The following is a 16,832-nucleotide window of genomic DNA, read 5'->3' on the forward strand; positions in this document are numbered from 1 at the left end:
GTCGGGACGTTCGCCCCTGATCGACCGCCCGGCCGGCTCCGCACGCTGGAAGTGTGGCTAGGGAGGGCGACATGATGCGGAACCCGACCGAACGGGGCGCCTGGCGCGGCTTCACCGGCCAGGGCTGGCGAGCCCGGATCAACGTGGCGGCGTTCGTCCGGGACAACGTGACGCCGTACCGGGGCGGCCCGGACTTCCTCACCGGGCCGACGCCGCGGACGACGGCCCTGTGGGACGGGCTGCGCGCGATGTTCGTCGAGGAACGCCGGCGCGGGATCCACGACGTGGACACCCGCACCCCGGCCGGCATCACCGCGCACCGGCCCGGCTACCTCGACCGGGACCGCGAGCTGATCGTCGGCCTGCAGACCGACGCGCCGCTGCGCCGGGCCATCATGCCGGCTGGCGGGCTGCGGATGGTGGAGGCCGGCCTCGCGGCCTACGGCTACGAACTCGACCCGACCGTCCGGCAGATCTTCGGCACGTACCGCAAGACGCACAACGAGGGCGTCTTCGACGCGTACCCGGCGGACGTGCGCGCCGCGCGGCGCTCGCACATCATCACCGGGCTGCCCGACGCGTACGGCCGGGGCCGGATCATCGGCGACTACCGGCGGGTCGCGCTGTACGGCGTGGACCGGCTGGTCTTCGACCGCCGGGCGCTGAAGGAAGCCCTGGACGAGCGGCACTCGACGGTGGACGTCATCCGCGACCGCGAGGAACTGGCCGAGCAGATCCGCGCCCTGGACGAGCTGAAGCGGATGGCCGCCGGCTACGGGTACGACATCGGCCGCCCGGCCGAGACCGGCCGCGAGGCGATCCAGTGGCTGTACTTCGGCTATCTGGGCGCCGCCAAGGAGCAGAACGGCGCGGCCATGTCGCTCGGGCGTACCGCCAGCTTCCTCGACTGCTACCTGCAACGGGACCTGGCCGAGGGCACCCTGACCGAGACCGGCGCCCAGGAGCTGATCGACGACCTGGTGATCAAGCTGCGGATCATCCGGTTCCTGCGCACCCCCGAGTACGACGAGTTCTTCTCCGGCGACCCCACCTGGGTGACCGAGGCGCTCGGCGGGCTCGGCGCCGACGGCCGGCCGCTGGTCACCCGCACCACGTACCGGTACCTCCAGACCCTCTACAACCTCGGCCCGGCGCCCGAACCCAACCTGACCGTGCTCTGGTCCCCCGCGCTGCCGACGGAGTTCAAGCGGTTCTGCGCCCGGGTGTCGCTGGACACCAGCGCCATCCAGTACGAGAACGACGACCTGCTGCGGCCCCGGTACGGCGACGACGCGGCCATCGCCTGCTGCGTGTCGGCCATGCGGGTCGGCCGGGACATGCAGTTCTTCGGCGCCCGTGCCAACCTGGCCAAGGCGCTGCTGTACGCGATCAACGGCGGCCGGGACGAGCTGACCGGTGCGCAGGTCGCCCCGGCCGGCCCGCCGGTCGACGGCGAGTACCTCGACTACGCGCAGGTGACCGCGGCGCTGGACCGCACCCTCGACTGGCTGGCCGAGACGTACGTGGACGCGCTGAACGTCATCCACTACATGCACGACCGGTACGCCTACGAGCGGCTGGCGATGGCCCTGCACGACTACCCGGTGCACCGCTACCTGGCCACCGGCATCGCCGGGCTGTCCGTGGCCGCCGACAGTCTCTCGGCGATCAGGCACGCCCGGGTGAAGGTGCTGCGCGACGAGAGCGGGCTGGTCACCGACTACGCGATCGAGGGCGACTTCCCGACGTTCGGCAACAACGACGACCGGGCGGACGCCATCGCGGTGGAACTGGTCGAGTCGTTCATGGCCAGGATCCGCCGGCAGCCGACCTACCGGCACGCCGAGCCGACCCTGTCGGTGCTGACCCTCACCTCGAACGTGGTGTACGGCAGGCACACCGGCAACACCCCGGACGGGCGCCGGGCCGGCGAGCCGTTCGCCCCGGACGCCAACCCGATGAACGGTCGGGACCGGCACGGCCTGGTCGCCGCGGCCCTGTCGGTGGCCAAGCTGCCCTACGACAGCGCCCGGGACGGGATCTCGCTGACCAGCACGGTCACCCCCGCCGGGCTCGGGCACACCCGGGACGAGCGGGTGGACAACCTGGTCGGCGTGCTGGACGGCTTCACCGACGCCGGCGGGTTCCACATGAACGTCAACGTGCTGGACCGGGCCACCCTGCAGGACGCGATGGCGCATCCGGAGAGGTATCCGCAACTGACCGTCCGGGTCTCCGGGTACGCCGTCAACTTCGTCCGGCTCACTCCCGAGCAGCAGCGGGACGTCATCGGCCGGACCTTCCACGGGTCGATCTGAGCCGGGTGGTCGGGATGGCCGGCACGCACACCGGGTCCGTCCACTCCTTCGACTTCGTCGCCCGAAAAGGTGCGTTCTTGACCGTTTGCGGATAGAAAGGCCCCATTCCCCGCCACGCCGACCCGGTTCGGTGTCGGCGGCCGATCCACGACATGATCGGGGGCATGACTTCGTTGACCCGGGATGAGGCGCGGACCAGAGCGGAGCTGCTGCGGGTACGGCGCTACGACGTCGAACTGGACCTGACCGGACTGCTCTGCGGCACCACGCTGCGCAGCCGCAGCACCGTGGACTTCTCGGCCCGTCGCACGGACGAGCCGATCTTTGTCGACATCGTCGCCGACGAGGTGCGGGCCTGGCTCGACGGCGCCGCCCTGCCCGCCGAGGCGTACGACGGGGAACGGCTGACCCTGCCGGCCCTGGGCGGGGACCACCAGCTCGTGGTGGCCGCCAGCACGGACCGCACCGAGCAGCGGACCGGCATCCACCGCTGGGTCGACCCGGCGGACGGCGGCACGTACGTGTGGACGTCGTTCGAGCCGGACGACGCCCGCCGGGTCTTCGCCTGCTTCGACCAGCCCGACCTCAAGGCCGTGGTGGCGTTCACCGTGCACGCGCCGGCCGGCTGGACGGTGGTGTCCAACTCCGCGGTGCTGGAGTGCACCGACCGCGCCGGCGACACCGCACCCGCCGACGGGACCAGACCGGCCGACGGGACCGGGCCGGTGGACGGGACCGGGCCGGCCGACGACGCCGGGTCGGGCGCGGGCGCCGCGCGCACCTGGCGGTTCGCCGACACCCCGCGGATGTCGCCGTACGTCACGGTGGTCTGCGCCGGACCGTTCCACCAGGTACGCCGTACCGTCGACGGGTACGACCTGGCCGTGCTGGCCCGCCGGAGCCTTGCCGCGCACCTGGACCGGCAGGCGCCGGAACTGTTCGACCTCACCGCCGCCGGCCTGCGGTTCTTCGGCGAACAGTTCGACATGCCCTTCCCGCAGCGGACCTACACCCAGGTGTTCTGCCCGGACTTCCAGGGCGCGATGGAGAACTGGGGCTGCGTCACCTGGATGGACTCGGCGCTGTACCGCACCGAACCGACCGACGCCCAGCGGGAGCGCCGGGCCGTGGTTCTGCTGCACGAGATGGCGCACATGTGGTTCGGCGATCTGGTGACCATGCGCTGGTGGGACGACCTGTGGCTGAACGAGTCGTTCGCCGACTGGGCCGCCATGTGGGCCGCCGAGCGCTGCACCCCGTTCACCGGAGCCTGGGTGTCCTTCCTCGGCGACCGCAAGGAGGCCGGCTACTCCGCCGACGGCGGCCCGACGACCCACCCGGTCCGGCAGGAGATCGCCACCGTCGACGACGCCCGGGCCGCCTTCGACCGGGTCACCTACTCCAAGGGCGCGAGCGTGTTGCGGCAGCTCACCGCGTACACCGGTGAGGAGCCGTTCGTGGCCGGGCTGCGCCGGCACTTCGCCCGGCACGCGTACGGCAACGCCACCCTGGAGGACCTGCTGGCCTCGGTCGCCGGCCCGTCCGGGCGGGACCTGGCCACCTGGGCGCGCGAGTGGCTGCTCACCGCCGGCACCGACACGATGTCGGTGCGCACCGACACCGACGCCGAGGGCCGGTACCGGTCGGTGGAGGTGCTCGTCGAACCGCCCGCCGAGCGCCCGGCGAACCGTCCGCACCGGCTGGCGGTCGGCGTGTACGACATCACCGACGACCGCCCGGTGCTGCGCCGGCGGGTGGAGTTGGACGCCGCGCCGCCGGCCACCGCCGTACCCGAACTGGCCGGTGCGCCGGCCGCGGACCTGCTGCTGGTCAACGACGCCGACCTGACCTTCGCCCGGGTACGGCCGGACGCGCCGACCCGCGCGGCCATGCTGCGGTACGGCCCCAGCCTGCCCGACCCGCTGTCCCGGGCGGTGACCCGGCTGACCCTGTGGCACCTGGTCGAGGACGGGCTGCTGGCCCCGGACGAGGTGGTCCGGTACGCGGCCCGGGCGCTGGCCGTCGAGACCGATCCGGCGGCCCGGGCCGGGCTGCTGGGCACCGCCGAGCGGGCCGTGCGGAACTGGGTCGACGCGTCGGCGGTCCCGGCCGTGGGCGACGAACTCGCGGCCGCCTGCGCGGCGCTCGCGCGGGCCGCCGGCGAGCGCGACGAGCCGGCCACCGTACGCGCCGCGCTGCGGGCCGCGCTCGCCGTGGCCTACCGTCCCGAGCGGCTGGCCGAACTCGACGAACTGGTGGGCGACGACGTCGACCTCCGCTGGCACTGGCTGACCCAGGTCGCCGCGACCGGCGGCTACGACCCGGACGCGGTGGCCAAGCTGCTGGACCGGGACCCGGACCCGGACAGCGCCGGCCGGGCGGCGGCGGTCCGGGCCGCCCGACCGGACAGCACCGCCAAGGACGAGGTGTGGCGGGAGATCTTCACCGGCGCCCTGCCGCTGCCCATGCTGCCGGCCGTCGGGCAGGCGTTCTGGGACCCGGGCCAGGGCGACCTGCTCGCGCCGTTCGCCGACCGGTTCCTCGACGAACTGCCCACGCTGGGCGGCGGCATGACGACCGTGATGGTCACGATCGGAAGCCTGTTCCCGACCCACGGCGTCGACCGGGACTTCCCGGCCCGGGTGGAGGCGGCCGCCGACCGGCTGCCGCCGCTGGCCGCCGCGCGGGTCCTGGACCGCTCGCACGTGCTGGGCCAGATGCTGCGCGCCCGCGCCGTGCGCTGACCCGACGCCAGTGGCCGGCCCCCGCGCACCAGGCAGGGGGCGCCCACCTGAGGAGGGGTGCCGCCGGGTCCGCCCGCGACGGGATCGAGCCTGACCGCCCGGAGCGGGCGGACCCGGCGGCACCCCACCCCCGCGGCCCGGGCGGCTCAGCCGCGTTCGATCCGGTGGCCCACGACCTCGGGGCCGAGCAGCACCGGCGTGCCGGAGGCGTCCCGGCGCGGGTTGGGTTCCGGCAGCTCCACCGGCTCCCCGGCGCCGGTGGCGGCGGCCGGCCGCGGTCCGACCCAGGCCACCGCGAGCCGGGTCTCTCCCTTGAGGAACCGCTGCACCCGGACGCCGCCGGTCGCCCGCCCCTTCGCCGGGTACTCGGCGAACGGGGTCACCTTCACCCCGAGACCGGTGGACGTGACCACCAGCGGCTCCCCGTGTTCGGTGTCGTCGGTGCGTACGGCGCCGAAGAAGATCACCTCGGCGTCGGCGGCCCGCGCGACGCCGGCCATGCCGCCGCCCTTGAGGCCCTGCGGGCGGACCAGTCCCGCCCCGAACCGCAGCAGCTGGGCGTCGGAGGTCACGAACACCACCTGCTCGGCCCCGTCGGTCAGCCACACCGCACCGACCACCTCGTCCCCCTCGCGCAGGCCGATCACGTCGAACTGGTCCGAGCGCACCGGCCACTCCGGGGCGCACACCTTCACCACGCCCTGCCGGGTGCCCAGCGCCAGCCCTGGCGAGCCCTGGTCGGCGCCGCCGAGCGGGGCCAACCCGACCACCACCTCACCGGCCTCCAGCGGCACCAGTTCGGCGGCCGACATGCCGCCGCGCAGCGACACCGTCCCGGTCTGCTGCGGCAGCACCGGCAGCGGCAGCACGTCGGTCTTGAACGCCCGGCCCCGGCTGGTCACCAGCAGCACCTGGCCGCGCGCCGTGGAGTGCACCAGCGCGCGTACCGCGTCGTGCCGGACCCGGCCGTTGCGGCGCTGCCCCTCGGACGCCTCCTCCGACTCGGCCGCCGTCCGGGCCACCAGGCCGGTCGCGGAGAGGATCACCTGGCACGGGTCGTCGGCGACCTCCAGCGGACCGGCCGGCGCGGAGGCGGCCAGCACCTCCTTCAGGTCGCCGTCGATCAGCGTGGTCCGCCGGGCGGCGGCGAACCGCCGGCCCACCTCGGCCAGTTCGTCGGAGACCACCCGGCGCAGCACGGCGTCGTCGTCGAGGATCCGGGACAGCTCCTCGATCTCGGCGCGCAGCCGCTCCTGCTCGGCCTCCAGCTCCAACCGGTCGAACCGGGTCAGCCGGCGCAGCGGGGTGTCCAGGATGTAGCCGGCCTGGATCTCCGACAGGCCGAACTCGCGCATCAACCCGTCCCGCGCGGCCTGGGCGTCGTCGCTGGACCGGATCAACCGCACCACCCGGTCGATGTCCAGCAGCGCGATCAGCAGGCCGTCCACCAGGTGCAGCCGTTCCTGCCGCCGGCGCCGCCGGTAGCTGGTGCGCCGGGTGACCACCTCGTAGCGGTGCGCCAGGAAGACCTCCAGCAGCTCCTTGAGGCCCAGGGTGCGCGGCTGGCCGTCCACCAGCACCAGGTTGTTGATCCCGAACGACTGCTCCAGCGGCGTGAGCCGGTAGAGGTCGGCGAGCAGCGCCTGCGGGTTCACTCCCACCTTGCACTCGATGACCACCCGGATGCCGTTCTCCCGGTCGGTCAGGTCCTTCACGTCGGCGATGCCCTGCAACCGCTTGGTCCGGGTCACCTCGTCGGTGATCTTCTCGATGACCTTCTCGGCACCCACCCCGTACGGCAGTTCGGTCACGGTGATCGCCTGCCGGCCCCGGCTGCCCTCCAGCGGCCCGGTCCGGACCCGGGCCCGCATCCGCACCACGCCGCGGCCGGTCTCGTACGCCCGGCGCACCTCGTCCAGCCCGAGCAGCAGGCCGCCGGTGGGCAGGTCGGGGCCGGGCACGAACTCCATGAGCCGGTCCAGCGACGCGTCCGGGTGGTTGATCAGCCAGCGGGCGGCGCCGACCACCTCGCCCAGGTTGTGCGGGATCATGTTGGTGGCCATCCCGACCGCGATCCCGGCGGCGCCGTTGACCAGCAGGTTCGGGAAGGCCGCCGGCAGCACCGTCGGCTCGGTCAGCGACCCGTCGTAGTTGGGCTTGGGGTCGACGGTGTCCTCGCCCAGCTCGCCGACCAGCAGCATGGCCGCCTCCGACAGCCGGGACTCGGTGTACCGGCTGGCGGCCGGCCCGTCGTCCGGGCTGCCGAAGTTGCCGTGCCCGTCGATGAGCGGCGTGTTCAGCGAGAAGCCCTGCGCCATCCGCACCAGCGCGTCGTAGATGGCCAGGTCGCCGTGCGGGTGGAAGCGGCCCATCACGTCACCCACCACGCGGGCCGACTTGACGTGCGCCCGGTCCGGCCGGTGCCCCTGCTCGCTCATCGACCACAGGATCCGCCGGTGCACCGGCTTGAGGCCGTCGCGGGCGTCCGGCAACGCCCGCGAGTGGATCACCGAGTACGCGTACTCCAGGTAGGAGTCCTCGACCTCGGTGGTGAGCGGGTTGTCGAAGACCTGCGCGCCCGGCTGGTCGAAGGCGGTCAGGTCGACCCGGGCCGGGCTGCTGTCCTTGCGGCGTGCCATCTCAGTGCTCTCCTCGGCTGCGCGTCCGCGACGCGGCGGCGCTCATGCGGGCGGTGACGCTCATACGGGGGTGACGCGCGTGTGGACCGTGACGCGCGTGCGGACCGTGACGCGCGTGCGGACCGTGACGCGCGTGCGGGTGGTGGCGCTCATGCGTCGATGGCCGACTGGTCGATCCGGCCGGCGGCGTCGATCAGCCAGTTCTTGCGGGGCTCGACCTTCTCCCCCATCAGCAGCTCCAGGGTCCGCTCGGCGGCCTCGATGTCGTGCAGCGTGATCCGCCGGACCGACCGGGCGGCCGGGTTCATCGTGGTGTCCCACAGCTCGTCGGCGTCCATCTCGCCCAGACCCTTGAACCGGGGAATCGGGGTGACCACCTGCCGGCCGCGCTTCTCCAGCCGGGCGACCGTGGTCTCCATCTCCGCCTGGGTGTACGTGAAGATCGTCTCCGGGTTGCGCCCCTTCGTGACGATCTTGTGCAGCGGCGGCATCGCCGCGTACAGCCGGCCCGCCTCGATCACCGGCCGCATGTACTTCGCGAACAGCGTGATCAGCAGGGTGCGGATGTGTGAGCCGTCCACGTCGGCGTCCGCCATGATCAGCACCCGGCCGTACCGCATGGCGCCGAGGTCGAAGGTGCGCCCCGAGCCGGCGCCCAGCACCTGCACGATCGACGAGCACTCGGCGTTGTCCAGCACCTGTTGCAGGCTGGCCTTCTGGACGTTGAGGATCTTGCCCCGGATCGGCAGCAACGCCTGGTACTCCGAGGAGCGGGCCATCCGGCTGGTGCCGAGCGCGCTGTCGCCCTCCACGATGAACAGCTCGCTGCGGTCGATGCCGGTGGAGCGGCAGTCCACCAGCTTGGCCGGCATGGCCGCGCCCTCCAGCGCGGTCTTGCGCCGGGCGGCGTCCTTCTGCTGCTTGTGCGCCAGCCGGACCCGGGCCGCGTCGACGATCTTCTGCAACACGGTGCGCGCCTCGGTCCGGCTGCGCCGGGCCTCCGTCCAGGCCCGCAGGTGCTGCTCCACCACCGTCTGCACCACCTTGGTGATGCCCGCGGTGGACAACTCGTCCTTGGTCTGCGAGGTGAACTGCGGCTCCGGGATCCGGACGTGCACCACCGCGGTCATCCCCTCCAGGACATCCTCGACGGTGGGCGGATCCTCCTTCGGCCGCAGCAGCCCGCGGGTGCCGCGGATGGCCTCGGTCAGCGCCCGCACGGCGGCCCGCTCGAACCCGCGCCGGTGGGTGCCGCCGTGCGCGTTGCGGATCGTGTTGCTGAAGCACTCCACCGTACGGTCGTAGCCGGTGCCCCAGCGCAGCGCGATCTCGACCTCGGCCCGGCGCGCGACGTTGGCCTGCATGACCCCGTTGGCGTCGGCCGCGTTCTCCCGGTAGCTGCCCTCGCCGGTGATCAGCAAAGTGTCGCAGACCGGCCGGTCACCCGGCGGCGCGAGGAAGTCGACCATGTCGGCCAGGCCGTTGGGGAAGTGGAACACCTCCTCCGCGGGCTCGCCGGCGGTCGCGTCCCGCAGCACGTAGGTCACGCCCGGGACCAGGAACGCGGTGTTGCGCAGCTTCGAGCGGACCGCCTCGACGTCCAGCGCGGCGCCGGTCTCGAAGTACCGGGCGTCGTACCAGTACCGGATGGTGGTGCCGGTCGGCTCGCCCCGGCGCATCCGGCGGGCGACCCGCAGCCCGGGTCGCGACGTGAAGTCCGCGTCCGGGCCGGCGCCGTCGAACTCGCCGGGGACACCGCGGCGGAACGAGATCTCGTGCACCTGCCCGCCGCGGCGGACCGAGACGTCGAACCGGTGCGACAGCGCGTTGACCGCCGAGGCGCCGACGCCGTGCAGGCCGCCGGAGGTCTTGTAGCCGGAGCCGCCGAACTTCCCGCCGGCGTGCAGCCGGGTGAGCACCAGCTCCACGCCGGAGATGCCGGAGCGGGCGTTGATGTCGGTGGGAATGCCCCGCCCGTCGTCGTCGACCTGCACCGACCCGTCTGCGCCGAGGGTCACCTCGATCCGGGTCGCGTGCCCGGCGACGCCCTCGTCGGTGGCGTTGTCCAGGATCTCGTTGACCAGGTGGTTGACCCCACGGCTGTCGGTGGAGCCGATGTACATGCCGGGTCGCTTGCGGACGGCGTCCAACCCTTCGAGGTGGGTCAGGTCGTCGGCGCCGTAGCGGATGTCGGACTGCGCGGTCAACTCGTCGTACTCCCAGGTCGTCGGCCGGCTCCCGGTCGGGGTCGGCGCGGCGAGCCTATCCGGCCACTCCGACATGACCACGTAACCGGGGTACCCACCGGCGCGGCCGGGCGCGACCGCCGGTTCGCCGCCCGCACGCGTACCGGTCGCCCGCGGTTCACCGGGACGCCGCCCGCGGCCCCTAGCGTCGGCGGCCGGACCACCCGCGCCGGGCCGGCGGCCACCCGCGCCGGGGCACCGCCGCGGACCGGCGGTACGCCGGATCACCGCGCCCGGTCGGGTGGCCCGGCCCGCCCACCGACACGGAAGAGTTGACTGGTCGATGCCGTACCCACCCGAGGTCAGCGTGGTGATCCCCACCCGCTTCCGGCCGGAGCTGGTGCTCCGGGCGGTGCGCGGCGCGCTGGCCCAGACCGTACGCAACATCGAGGTCATCGTCGTGATCGACGGCCCGGACGCCGGCACGGCCGCCGCGCTTGACGCGGTCGGCGACCCCCGGGTACGCGCGGTGCCGCTGCCCGCGTCCGGCGGCGCCCCGAACGCCCGCAACGTGGGGGCGCGGCACGCCCGCGCCCGCTGGACCGCGCTGCTGGACGATGACGACGAGTGGCTGCCGGACAAGCTCGCCGTCCAGCTGCGGATGGCCACGGAGTGCGCCGCCGGGATGCCGATCGTGGCGAGCCGGCTGATCAACCGGACGCCGCGGGCGGAGTTCGTCATCCCGCGCCGGCTCCCCGACCCCGGCGAGCCGCTGAGCGAGTACTTCACCGTCCGGCGCGGGCTCTTCCACGGCGACGGGTTCATCCAGACCTCGACCATCCTGGCCCCCACCGAGCTGCTGCGGGCCGTACCGTTCACGGTCGGGCTGCGCCGGCAGCAGGAGCTGGACTGGGCGCTGCGGGCGGTCCGGCACCCGGGCGCGCAACTGCTGATCGCCCCGGACCCGCTGGTGGTCTGGCACCAGGACGAGGACCGGCCGCGGATCAGCCACGAGACGCCCTGGCAGGAGCAGTTGGCCTGGCTGCGCGCCTCGCGGGAGCTGTTCACCCCCCGCGCGTACGCCGCCTTCCTGATGAGCGTGGTCAGCTCGATGGCCGCGCACACCCGCAGCCGGGCGGTCTTCGCCGAACTGCTGGCCGAGGCCCGCCGGCACGGCCGGCCCGCGATGATCGACTACCTGACGTTCCTGCAGATCTGGCTGCTCCCGCCGCACCTGCGGCACACGGTGCGGGACCTGGTGCTGGGACGGCGGCTCCGGCGCGCCCGGCCCGCCGTACCGGCCGACGGCGCCGGCCCGTCGGCCCCGCAGCCGCCGTCCGACGGGGGCGGACCAGCGCCCGCGGCGAGGGATGCGGACGTGCCGGCGCAACAGCCGGCGCAACAGCCGGCGCGGTTGCCGGGCGCCCGGTCCTGATGTCCGGCGCCGACTCCGACCCGCCCGGCCCCGACGGTCCGGCCGGCGACTCCGATCCGGCCGGTCCCGGCGGTCCGGCCGGCGACTCCGATCCGGCCGGCCCCGGCGACGCGGCCGGCGACGACGCGGAGCCGCGGCGCCGGGTGGTGATCTGGCGCAGTTGCCTGCTGCCGGCCTCCGAGACGTTCGTCCGCAACCACGGCGCCGCCCTCGTCCGGTGGCGGCCGACCTACCTCGGCGCGGTCCGGGTCGACTCGCCGCTGGCGCTGGAGAGCGACACCATCGCGTTCCCGGACACCCCGGCGGGCCGGCGCGGGTGGCTCGGGCTTCGGCTGACCGGGCGGTCCGCCCGGCTGCGCGACCTGCTGGCCGGGCTGGATCCGGCGCTCGTGCACGCGCACTTCGGCGGCGACGGGCGGCTCATCGCCGCCTCGGCGCGGCGGCTGGGCATTCCCCTGGTCATCACGCTGCACGGGCTGGACGTGACCCGACAGGCCGCCGCGGCCGGCCCGCGCGGGCTGCGGCACCGGCGCAACCTGCGGGCCGCCTTCGCCCGGGCCAGCCTGATCCTGGCCGTGTCCGGACACATCCGCGACCGGGCCGTCGAGCTGGGTGCCGACCCGGCCAAGCTCCGCGTGCACCACACCGGCGTACCGGTCCCGGCGGAGCCGGCCACCGCGGCCAAGCGCTGGGACGTCGCGTTCGTGGGCCGGTTCGTCGCGAAGAAGGGCGTCGACGACCTGGTCGCGGCGCTGCGCCGGTCGACCCGCGGCCCGCGGGCGGTGTTCATCGGCGCCGGCCCGCTGTACGCCCTGATGCGCGACCGGGCGGCCCGCTGGGGACTGGACGTGACCTTCCTCGGCGCCCAGCCGCCGTCGGTGGTCGCCCGGCACCTGGCCGAGGCGCGGATCCTGGTCGCGCCGTCGAAGACCGCCGACGACGGGGACGCCGAGGGGCTGCCGACCACCATCCTGGAGGCGGCGGCGCTGGGCGTGCCGGTGGTGTCGACGTACCACAGCGGCATCCCGGAGGCGGTGCTGGACGGCGAGACCGGCCTGCTCTGCCCGGAGGCGGATCCGGTCGCGCTGGCCGCCGCGATCGACCGGCTGCTGGCCGACGACGGGCTGCGGGAGCGGCTGGGCCGGCAGGCCCGGCGCCGGGTCCGCGAACGGTTCGACATCGCCGTGCAGACCCGCCGGCTGGAGCGGCTGTACGCGGCGACCGCCAAGATCGACACGACTTCGGCGAAGTAGGGCGCTCCGGCCGGCCCGGACACCCCTGGAACGCCGAAGTTGTGTCGATCTTCAGGTCACAGGCGGCCGCTGGTGTACAGGTAGTCGAGCAGGCGGCCGTCCACCCGGTCCTGGAAGGCGTCGGCCACCGTCGGTTCCGGTTGTTCGTACTCGTACCCGCAGCGCACCCAGCGGTCCGGAACGCTGGCCGGCTCCAGGTACCCGCGGTCGACGCTGCCCACCTCGAAGCCGGGCTTTCCGGCCGACTGCCAGCAGCTGAAAAGCTGGCCGTCGGCGTTCACCACGGCGCCGTACCGGCCGCCCGGCGCCGAACAGATGTGGCAGGTGGTTCGCATGCTGGGCCGGACCATCCGGAAGCCGGCCTCCAACGCCGCGATGCTCCAGTTCGCGAACGCCGCACTCACCTCGTCGATGTGCCGCATCGTGTTGTGGTAGCCGAACCCCACGTCGCCCACCCACGCGAACGTCACGGTGCACCGGTCGGGGCTCAGATCCCCGGCCAGTTCCCCGACGAGGTCGCCGATCCGGTCGAAGTTGTGGTGCGACACGTTCACCCGCAGATTCCAGTTGAGCCCGGTCGCCTCGGTCGCGCGGGCCACGTTGCGCAGGATGGTGTCGAAGGTGGGCGCCCCGGACCTCTTGACCCGGATCTGGTCGTGGTCCGCCCGGCTGCCGTCGAAGGTCACCTGCACGCCGTTGAGGCCCGCCGCGTACAGCTCGCGGGCCAGCTTCACGGTCAGCAGCACGCCGTTCGTCGTCATGGCGCACTGGTCGAGGCCGATCGAACGGGCCTGCTCCAGCAGGGTGCGGCAGCCACGCGGGTTGAGCAGCGGCTCGCCGCCGAACAGCAGCAGGTGCAGGCGGTCCAGCTCGCACCGGCGCATCCGGTCGCGCGTGAACGCGATGATGCGCTCGACGGTGCCGGCGTCCAACCAGGCCCGCCGGATCCGCGGCGGCCGTGCGCCGCCCGCCTCGTCCAGGCCGGTGTTCTGGAAGCAGTAGCCGCAGCCGAGATTGCAGGTGGTCGTGGTGAGCACGGTCAGCGAGTACGAGGCCGGGGTCCGCGGCCGGAACGCCCCCGCCCGGCGGAGGAAGCCGGTGGTGTCCTCGTCCACCGTGCCGTCGGGCCGCACGCAGTCGGGGCGCAGCAGGGTCCAGGTCTGGTTGCCGACGAACCACCAGCCGAATTCGCTGCGAATCAGCCGCGGCGCGTCGACGTCGTCCAAGCGGGTGCCGATCATGTCCGTCCTTCCGTGGAGGGTGTCGAGTCGGGTCGGTGTGGCCCGTGGCCCGGCCGTGGCCGGACCACGGGCCACACCGGTCATGCACCCGGTCAGGCGTCCGGGCTGACGTCGCGCTGCAGCGCGGCGTTCACCGGCGCCCCGATCTGGATCCCGCACGCGGCGTCCGCGAGCTGCGCGGAGCTGCGGTTGGCGAGGATCTGGCTCAGCTCCGGCGCCCCGATCTGGATCCCGCAAGCGGCGGCCTCGTCAACGGAGGTGTCCGGACCCCGGTTGACCAGAATGCTCTCCATCTCCTCGGCACCGACCTGGATACCGCACATGTTCCTGCTCCCTTCTCCGCCCGGAACGACTTCCGGACGGTCTGCTGAGTACGGGGCGGCAGGACGGGCACCAGATACCGATCCGGTGTGGTGAGTCATGCCCGGGTGGGGAACCGGGCGTCCGCCTGGATACCCGGTGTCGGCGGGACGCCGCCGGGTCGGGCTCAGCCGGCGCCAAAACAGACAAAGCCCGGGGCGTGCCGGCCGCGGACGGCCTCCGCCAACGCCGCCGCCGGCGACCGGCCCGCCACGACCGCCCGGTGGCAGGCCACCATGGTCTCCGTTGCCGCGTCGTCGGCGACCCGGCCGACGCTCGCGATGACCGTGGCGGTGCCGGCGGCGAGCAGTGCGGTCGTCATGCCGAGCGCCTCGTCGCCGTGCCGCACATCGCTCAGGCCCAGGTCGCAACAGGACAACACGACGGTACGCGGTGCGCGCCGCAGCACCTGCACGTCGTACCCAGCAGCGGGCCACCGGCCAGTTCCAACGTGGAGAACAGCGGATTCTCGGTCTGGTGCTGCCCGTGCGCGGCGACATGGGCGAGGCTGGCGCCGGTCATCGCGGCGAGCGTCGCCGCGGGGGTCGCCGCCGGCCCGGTCAGCACCACCGCCCCCGGGTGCAACGATGCCACCGCCCGGGCCTCCGCCTCGCCCCGGTGGGTGCCCGGACCCGCCACCACCGTCACCGCGGACCCGTCGGCGGGTCGGTCGGCCTTCAGGCGGCGCCGTGCGGCCAGCCAGACCGCGACCGACGGAGCCACCGTGACCGGCCGGGACGCGCACGCCGGCAGCGCATGCCACGGTGTGCTCAGCAGCACGCCGGTCGGTACCACCACCAGTTCCCGGTCACCGACCAGCGGCAGCACCGGATCGAGCACCGTCGCGGCGACCCGGTCGACGTCCCGCCGGGTCGCGGCGTGCACGGCCGCCGTCAGCCGCTCGGGCATGGAACGGCCCGCCTGCGCGTCAAGGTCGGCGCTCAACCGTCGTACCGCCTCCTGCGCCGCGCCGAGGTCGCCGAGCACCACCACCGAGACCGCCCGATCGGTGACCACCAACGCGCGCAGGACGTTCCCGGCGGCCACGTACAGCACGAGCGCCGCGCCGGCCAACTCCGCCGTCACGGCCGTCAGCGGCGCGGGCGTCGGCGGCGCCGCGTCCCGGGGTCCCGGCGTGGCCCAGGCGCGTTCCCGGATCACCCGCTGGAGCACCTCCAGCCGGCCGTGGAAGGCCCGCGTCGGGCGCCCGGCGAGTTCCGCCTGCCGGACGCTGTGCCGGAGCTGGCGCAGTTCCTCCAGCGCCTGCGCGGCGACCGGATCATCGGGTGGCCGTACCGGCGGCAGCAGCAGCGCCTGCGCACGGGCCCGCTCGGACCACCGGTAGACCGCGGTGGCGCAGCCCTCGGCCAGCGCACCGGCGAGCCCGGCCCGGGCCAGGTCACGGCCGTGCACCGCGGCCCCGGTCTGCAGGTCCGCGCAGCCGAACCGGGAACGGTGCCGGTGCAGAGCGGTCATTCCGGCCAGCAGGCTGCGCCGGGCCTGCGCCGACCGGCCGGCGCAGGCCGCCACCTCCGCCCGAGCCATGTGCCACAGCAGGCGGGTGTCGAGCCGGTCGGTCCGCCGCGGTCCGGCCTGTCGCGCCAGCAGCTCCGCCGCCCGGCGGCCCCGTCCCGCGGCCACCAGCGCCCGGACCCGGACCATCTCGGCGACCCGGGCGTCCTCCGGCAGCCCGAGCCGGGTCAGCCGGCCGGCCAGCACCGAGGCACGCCGGGCCAGCGCCTCCGGGTCGACCGCGCCGGCCGCCTGGTCGGCGCGCAGTTCGAGCAGGGCGGCCAGCGCCGCGCGGCGGACGTTGGTGCGGCCGAGGAACGCGGCACGGGCGAGCCGGGCCCACCGCGCGGCGGCGACCGGATCGTCGGCCAGCAGGGCGGCCTCCGCGCGGACCTGGAGAGCGTCCGCGTACACGTGTCCAAGCTGCTGCTGCGTCGCCTCCCGCACCGCGCCGGCGAGCTGCCGGTCGGCCTCGCGGTACAGCCCGGCCGCGACCAGCGCGCGGGCCCGTTCCACGGCCAGGTTGGCGAGCCGGCCCGGGGCGAGCACCCGGTAGTCGGCGTCGGACAGTGCGAAGGCGCGCAGGGCGGAGGGCAGGTCGCCGGCGATCACGTCGAGGCAGCCCAGGTTCGTCCGGGCCATGGCCACATGCAGGCCGAGCCCGTGCCGGGCGGCGATCTCGGCGCAGCGCCGCAGATCGGAGCGGGCGAGCCGGACCCGGCCCGCCTCCAGGTGCACGAGGCTGCGATTGTTGAGCGCCTTGACCAGATCCCGCGGCTGGGCCAGGTCGCTCAACAGGCCGACGGCCTCGTCGTACTGGCGCAGCGCCTCGGCGTTGCGGCCGCTGCGCTTGAGCAGCAGCGCGCGCTGGCCGAGCAGGATCGGCCGTTGCGGCGCGGCCACGAGGGTCTCGGCCTCGTCCAGCAGCCGGAAGCCCAGCCCCACCCGGCCCCGCTCGGATTCGGCCCAGGCGAGGCTGATCAGCAGCCGGGCGTGGATGTCGCGCAGGGCGGGCTGGCGCCGGGCCAGCCGCAGTCCGGCCCGCAGTTCCCGGGCGGCCCGCCCCGGCTGGCCGGCGTCGCTGGAGGCCAGCCCCGCCGAGTGCCAGCGGACCGCCCGGCGGGCGAGCGCGGCCGGCTCCATG

The 16,832-nt window shown here is 74.3% G+C and carries 10 protein-coding genes; 4 read left to right on the forward strand and 6 right to left on the reverse strand.

The annotated features are described in order from the left end of the window. The first annotated feature begins 74 nt into the window (after positions 1 to 74). Positions 75 to 2,318, forward strand: coding sequence for a formate C-acetyltransferase (pflB, locus tag CIK06_RS15700; RefSeq protein ID WP_095567878.1), 2,244 nt, complete (start codon positions 75 to 77; stop codon positions 2,316 to 2,318). Positions 2,319 to 2,482: 164 nt separating this feature from the next. Beyond that, positions 2,483 to 5,062 (forward strand): aminopeptidase N, encoded by a 2,580-nt coding sequence (gene pepN, locus CIK06_RS15705; protein WP_157756782.1) that lies wholly within the window; start codon positions 2,483 to 2,485, stop codon positions 5,060 to 5,062. 146 nt (positions 5,063 to 5,208) lie between these two features. Here the strand turns inward: pepN and CIK06_RS15710 are convergent, their stop codons facing one another. After that, positions 5,209 to 7,701 (reverse strand): DNA topoisomerase (ATP-hydrolyzing) subunit A, encoded by a 2,493-nt coding sequence (locus CIK06_RS15710; protein ID WP_095565453.1) that lies wholly within the window; start codon positions 7,699 to 7,701, stop codon positions 5,209 to 5,211. A gap of 149 nt (positions 7,702 to 7,850) precedes the next feature. Then, complete coding sequence (locus tag CIK06_RS15715; protein ID WP_198348339.1) at positions 7,851 to 9,983, reverse strand: type IIA DNA topoisomerase subunit B; 2,133 nt, start codon at positions 9,981 to 9,983, stop codon at positions 7,851 to 7,853. Between the two features lie 247 nt (positions 9,984 to 10,230). Between CIK06_RS15715 and CIK06_RS15720 the strand changes: the two genes are divergently transcribed. Both CIK06_RS15720 and CIK06_RS15725 read left to right on the forward strand, forming a co-directional pair. After that, positions 10,231 to 11,322 (forward strand): glycosyltransferase family 2 protein, encoded by a 1,092-nt coding sequence (locus CIK06_RS15720; RefSeq protein WP_095565454.1) that lies wholly within the window; start codon positions 10,231 to 10,233, stop codon positions 11,320 to 11,322. Next, positions 11,322 to 12,575: a glycosyltransferase gene (locus tag CIK06_RS15725; protein ID WP_157756783.1), complete on the forward strand. Its 1,254-nt coding sequence runs from the start codon at positions 11,322 to 11,324 to the stop codon at positions 12,573 to 12,575. Before CIK06_RS15720 ends, CIK06_RS15725 begins: the two co-directional genes overlap by 1 nt. Positions 12,576 to 12,631: 56 nt before the next feature. Here CIK06_RS15725 and CIK06_RS15730 read toward each other — a convergent pair whose 3' ends face one another. From CIK06_RS15730 to CIK06_RS31895, 4 genes are all read right to left on the reverse strand, one after another. Then, positions 12,632 to 13,816: a radical SAM protein gene (locus tag CIK06_RS15730; protein ID WP_095565455.1), complete on the reverse strand. Its 1,185-nt coding sequence runs from the start codon at positions 13,814 to 13,816 to the stop codon at positions 12,632 to 12,634. A gap of 92 nt (positions 13,817 to 13,908) precedes the next feature. Continuing rightward, a complete protein-coding gene (locus tag CIK06_RS15735) occupies positions 13,909 to 14,139 on the reverse strand; it encodes a hypothetical protein (protein ID WP_095565456.1) in 231 nt (76 codons plus the stop codon). A 164-nt stretch (positions 14,140 to 14,303) separates the two neighbouring features. Continuing rightward, a complete protein-coding gene (locus tag CIK06_RS31890; protein WP_095565457.1) occupies positions 14,304 to 14,591 on the reverse strand; it encodes a CHAT domain-containing protein in 288 nt (95 codons plus the stop codon). Then, the gene (locus CIK06_RS31895) at positions 14,531 to 16,831 is read right to left on the reverse strand and encodes a CHAT domain-containing protein (protein ID WP_095565458.1); all 2,301 of its coding nucleotides are present in this window, start codon (positions 16,829 to 16,831) and stop codon (positions 14,531 to 14,533) included. The genes CIK06_RS31890 and CIK06_RS31895 overlap by 61 nt, the downstream gene beginning before the upstream one ends. Position 16,832: the final 1 nt, after the last annotated feature.

It is taken from the genome of Plantactinospora sp. KBS50, from assembly GCF_002285795.1.
GTDB lineage: Bacteria > Actinomycetota > Actinomycetes > Mycobacteriales > Micromonosporaceae > KBS50.

Bases quoted from the DNA above. Each gene is read 5' to 3' on its own strand.
- pflB (WP_095567878.1), top strand. From the start codon at position 75: ATGCGGAACCCGACCGAACGGGGCGCCTGGCGCGGCTTCACCGGCCAG.
- pepN (WP_157756782.1), top strand. From the start codon at position 2,483: ATGACTTCGTTGACCCGGGATGAGGCGCGGACCAGAGCGGAGCTGCTG.
- CIK06_RS15710 (WP_095565453.1), bottom strand. From the start codon at position 7,701: ATGGCACGCCGCAAGGACAGCAGCCCGGCCCGGGTCGACCTGACCGCC.
- CIK06_RS15715 (WP_198348339.1), bottom strand. From the start codon at position 9,983: ATGTCGGAGTGGCCGGATAGGCTCGCCGCGCCGACCCCGACCGGGAGC.
- CIK06_RS15720 (WP_095565454.1), top strand. From the start codon at position 10,231: ATGCCGTACCCACCCGAGGTCAGCGTGGTGATCCCCACCCGCTTCCGG.
- CIK06_RS15725 (WP_157756783.1), top strand. From the start codon at position 11,322: ATGTCCGGCGCCGACTCCGACCCGCCCGGCCCCGACGGTCCGGCCGGC.
- CIK06_RS15730 (WP_095565455.1), bottom strand. From the start codon at position 13,816: ATGATCGGCACCCGCTTGGACGACGTCGACGCGCCGCGGCTGATTCGC.
- CIK06_RS15735 (WP_095565456.1), bottom strand. From the start codon at position 14,139: ATGTGCGGTATCCAGGTCGGTGCCGAGGAGATGGAGAGCATTCTGGTC.
- CIK06_RS31895 (WP_095565458.1), bottom strand. From the start codon at position 16,831: ATGGAGCCGGCCGCGCTCGCCCGCCGGGCGGTCCGCTGGCACTCGGCG.